Annotated in this window: 4 protein-coding genes; 2 read left to right on the forward strand and 2 right to left on the reverse strand. The window is 44.6% G+C overall.

Translation table 11 applies throughout. The features are described from left to right. Positions 1–135: 135 nt before the first annotated feature. Positions 136–681 carry a GIY-YIG nuclease family protein gene (locus H6S82_RS23025; RefSeq protein ID WP_190461230.1) on the forward strand — a complete coding sequence of 182 codons (546 nt, stop codon included), beginning with the start codon at positions 136–138 and terminating at the stop codon, positions 679–681. Positions 682–834: 153 nt separating this feature from the next. Further along, complete coding sequence (locus tag H6S82_RS23030) at positions 835–2,493, forward strand: protein kinase (RefSeq protein WP_190461227.1); 1,659 nt, start codon at positions 835–837, stop codon at positions 2,491–2,493. A gap of 196 nt (positions 2,494–2,689) precedes the next feature. On the opposite strand, the gene rplL is transcribed toward H6S82_RS23030, so the two are convergent. Further along, the gene (gene rplL, locus H6S82_RS23035) at positions 2,690–3,082 is read right to left on the reverse strand and encodes a 50S ribosomal protein L7/L12 (RefSeq protein ID WP_190461225.1); all 393 of its coding nucleotides are present in this window, start codon (positions 3,080–3,082) and stop codon (positions 2,690–2,692) included. A 121-nt stretch (positions 3,083–3,203) separates the two neighbouring features. Beyond that, on the reverse strand, positions 3,204–3,761 hold the full coding sequence (rplJ, locus tag H6S82_RS23040) for a 50S ribosomal protein L10 (protein ID WP_190461223.1): 558 nt from the start codon (positions 3,759–3,761) through the stop codon (positions 3,204–3,206). Positions 3,762–3,808: the final 47 nt, after the last annotated feature.

Here is a 3,808-nt window from a genome sequence, read left to right on the forward strand (position 1 = left end):
GCTATTATTAATGTACCGCCTAATTTTATGTTCAAAGCGAAGATTTTTAACCCCAGTCGCCTCTGTGCGATTTATCGCAAAATCGGATAATAAATACGATTAATCCAAAATCCAAAATCTAAAATCCAAAATCAAATGACCGCTCAAACAGATATTACTTCTCTCGCCAGTTTAGCAGAAATTCCCTATCTTGATGAAGCTGGCAAATTACCTGAAATTTTGCAAGGTAAAATCGGTGTTTACGCAATTTATGACGAAGAGAAAGCGCTTCAATTTGTCGGCTATTCTCGCGATGTTTATCTCAGCATCAAACAGCACTTTGTCCGTCAGCCGCAAAAATGCTACTGGCTCAAAGTCCAAACAATTGAAAAGCCTAATCGGACAATTCTAGAAAATACGATGAATGCTTGGATTGCTGAAAATGGCGCTACTCCAGTTGGGAATGGTGCTGATAAAGTAAAATGGACAGAAGCTATTGATGTCAAACCGCTGATGACAGATGAAGAAAAGGCAAATTATGAAAAGGCAGCAGGAGAAGAGTTGGCGCAATCTAAACTGCTCAAAAATGTGGCTCGTCGAGTAGAAAGTGAAATTTTAGCGGTGTTAAAATCTCGCGGTTGCCAAGAGGAAATCCGCTTTAATCCCAAATTGAAAGATAGCGGTTTGTTGGATTTGAAGTAGCGAATCAATTTGTAGGTTGGGTTGAGTAATGAAACCCAACTTACAAGCATTATAGCTGTAAGTTAAGTCATGATGAACACAGATGAATACATCTTATCTGCGTGCATCTGCCCTTTTCAATCTTTATACTAGAACCAGAGTGAATAGTATATCATGTCGCTGAAGCTCTTGAATAATCGCTATCAACTCGTACAAGCGATCGCAACTGGTGGATTCGGTCAAACATTCCTCGCCGAAGACACTCACCTGCCTTCCCGCCGTCGTTGTCTGCTCAAACAGCTTAAACCAGTTGCCCATAATCCGCAAGCATATCAACTAATTCAAGAGCGTTTTGCGCGAGAAGCAGCTATTCTGGAAAAACTCGGCAATTCTCACGACCAAATTCCCGATTTATACGCCTATTTTGAAGAAGGCGGACAATTTTATTTAGTCCAGGAATGGATTGAGGGTCAAACTTTAACAGAAAAGTTACAGCGAGAAGTAAAATTAAGCGAATCTACCGTCCGCGATATCCTGATAAATATTTTACCCGTTATCGATTACGTTCACACTCAGGGTATCATCCATCGAGATATCAAACCTGACAATATCATTTTGCGCCAACGCGATAACAAACCGATTTTAATTGACTTCGGCGCAGTCAAAGAAACCATGACCACGGTGCTGAATTCCCAAGGCAACCCCACTCACTCAATGGTAATCGGAACGCCTGGGTTTATGCCTTCGGAACAAGCAGCAGGTAGACCAATATTTTCAAGCGATTTATACAGTTTGGGGCTAACTGCCATCTATCTGCTGACGGGAAAATTGCCTCAAGAATTGCAGGTTGATTCCCAAACGGGTGAGTTGATTTGGCGTCAAAATGCGCCAAATATTAACCGTAACTTGGCGACGGTATTGGATAAGGCGATTCGATCGCATCCACGCGATCGCTTTTCTACCGCCAGACAAATGCTAGACGCCTTACAAACTTCCCCTACCCCCGTTGCTGGTGTCCCCCTTTCCCAGCAAGAAACGATTGCAGTATCCCCAGGCGGCGCATCCACCCAAGCAGTTAAAATTCCTCATCCCTCCAATCGTTCCAGGGAGTGGAAAAAAGCAGCGATAATTGCAGGCGGAATCGTTGGTGCTGCGTTTATTATTGGGATTGCGATCGCCAAATCTCGCCAACCGATCGCACCGCAACCAGTAGTAAAAAAAGATACTTCGTCCGCAATTGAGAACTCCCCCACTTCCACCCCATCAACCTCAAATCCAGTAACAGCAAAAATCCCTTCCCCTGCGATTGAGAACTCTCCCACTTCCACTCCATCAACCCCAAATCCAGTATCAGAAAAAACCCCTCCCCCATCAGCAACTCAAGAACCTATTAACCAAAATAGATCTCGCCGGATTTCGACTCGCGGACTCGTACCGGGTTTTCCCGTTGGTACGCCAGAATCTACAGTCAGAAATACTTTGGGGAATCCCAGCAAAATTACTAAAGGCGTCTGGAAAAATACCCGCGCCGTACTCTATGAAGATTTTGTCCCCAGTGAAGTTAGCTTGGGTTATTTATTCGATCGCAATACCCAACTTTTGCGTCAAACCGAAGTAGCATTCGCTCCCTCGGTAGACTCGGAATCGATGTTTAAAACTCTCAATGAAATGCTAGGCAGTCCAGCATCACGGGAGATAAAACTACAGCTAGAAAGAGTGTATAAAAGAGAAAAGAATAGATATTCCTTTGCTGTAGGCGATCTAAAAGGAGTAATTGAGCGAAACGATCGCGATCGCATTTACATCGGCATTTGGGATCGAGATTTACACTAAATACACAATTGATACCAAATCCAGATTAGCTACCCCCTTTATCTTCTTCCTCTCCTCTTCGCACTCTTCTCGTCTTCGCCGTTCGTTCACTCAGGAGGTAGTTAACCAGGATTTAGTATGACCAAACTAATCAGCAATAAAAAAAAGTCCCATTTGGGACTCTTTAAATGCAAATGCAAGGTAATAATGCCAGCGATTACTTAATAGAAACTTTACCGCCAGCTTCTTCAATTTGCTTCTTGATATCTTCGGCTTCTTCCTTCTTAATGGCTTCCTTAATCGCTTTAGGAGTAGCTTCCACCAAATCTTTGGCTTCTTTCAGACCCAAACCGGTAATGCTACGTACAACCTTGAGAACGCCAATTTTCTTGTCAGCAGGAACTTCTTCCAGAGTGACGGTGAATTCGGTTTGTTCTTCTACAGGTTCGGCAGCAGCAACAGCACCAGGAGCAGCCATCATCATCATGCCACCAGCAGGAGCAGCAGCGCTAACGCCGAAGGCTTCTTCAATTTGCTTAACCAGTTCGGCAGCTTCCAACAGAGTCAAAGTTTTGAGTTGTTCGAGAATTTGATCGGTAGTAGCAGACATTGATAAACTCCTGAGAATTGTTTAGATAATTTGGTCATCGGTCATTAGTCATTAGTCGTCGGTCAAGAGTTAGTGGTTTTGAAAATTAACTACTAACAATTGACAACTGACAGCTGACAAACTAAGCGGCTTCGCCTTCGGCGGCACCATTGTTTTCCTTGTCCTTGTCGGCCACAGCTTGAAGGCCACGAGCCAGCGAAGAAGGAACTTCGTTGATCGCGATCGCAATTTTGGCAGTCACAGAATTCAAAGCACCAGCAATCTGAGCCATGAGCTGTTCCTTGGATGGCAGGTCAGCGATCGCCTTGACAGCATCTTGATTTAAGGCCCGACCTTCCATGACGCCACCGCGAAGTTCCGACTTCTTGGTAGCTTTTTGGAAATCTTGATAAGCCTTAATCGCGCCGCCGATGTCTTCCTTGACGAGGAGAAAAGCAGAAGAACCTTTCAGGAATTCCTGCATTGGCTGCCATTTCTCATCGTCTTGAACGGCAATTCCCATCAGCGTGTTTTTAGTCACCTTGCAAACAGTACCGGTGGGACGCAGCCGTCGCCGCAAATCAGTGATCTCAGCAACAGATAGCCCTTGGTAGTCGATCGCGACTACTAGCTGAGACTGGCTCAAGGTTTCCTTGAGGTCAGCAATAATTGCGTCTTTGTTTTCTCGCGTTCTACCCATACTTATTTCACCTCCTGAAATTGGGGAATGGGGATAGGGGCTAGGGG

It is taken from the genome of Planktothrix sp. FACHB-1355 (assembly GCF_014748295.1).
Taxonomy (GTDB): domain Bacteria; phylum Cyanobacteriota; class Cyanobacteriia; order Cyanobacteriales; family Aerosakkonemataceae; genus Aerosakkonema; species Aerosakkonema funiforme_A.

What these genes read in the sequence shown, in the direction of transcription:
- H6S82_RS23025 (WP_190461230.1), top strand. Translation starts at nt 136, where the DNA reads ATGACCGCTCAAACAGATATTACTTCTCTCGCCAGTTTAGCAGAAATT.
- H6S82_RS23030 (WP_190461227.1), top strand. Translation starts at nt 835, where the DNA reads ATGTCGCTGAAGCTCTTGAATAATCGCTATCAACTCGTACAAGCGATC.
- rplL (WP_190461225.1), bottom strand. Translation starts at nt 3,082, where the DNA reads ATGTCTGCTACTACCGATCAAATTCTCGAACAACTCAAAACTTTGACT.
- rplJ (WP_190461223.1), bottom strand. Translation starts at nt 3,761, where the DNA reads ATGGGTAGAACGCGAGAAAACAAAGACGCAATTATTGCTGACCTCAAG.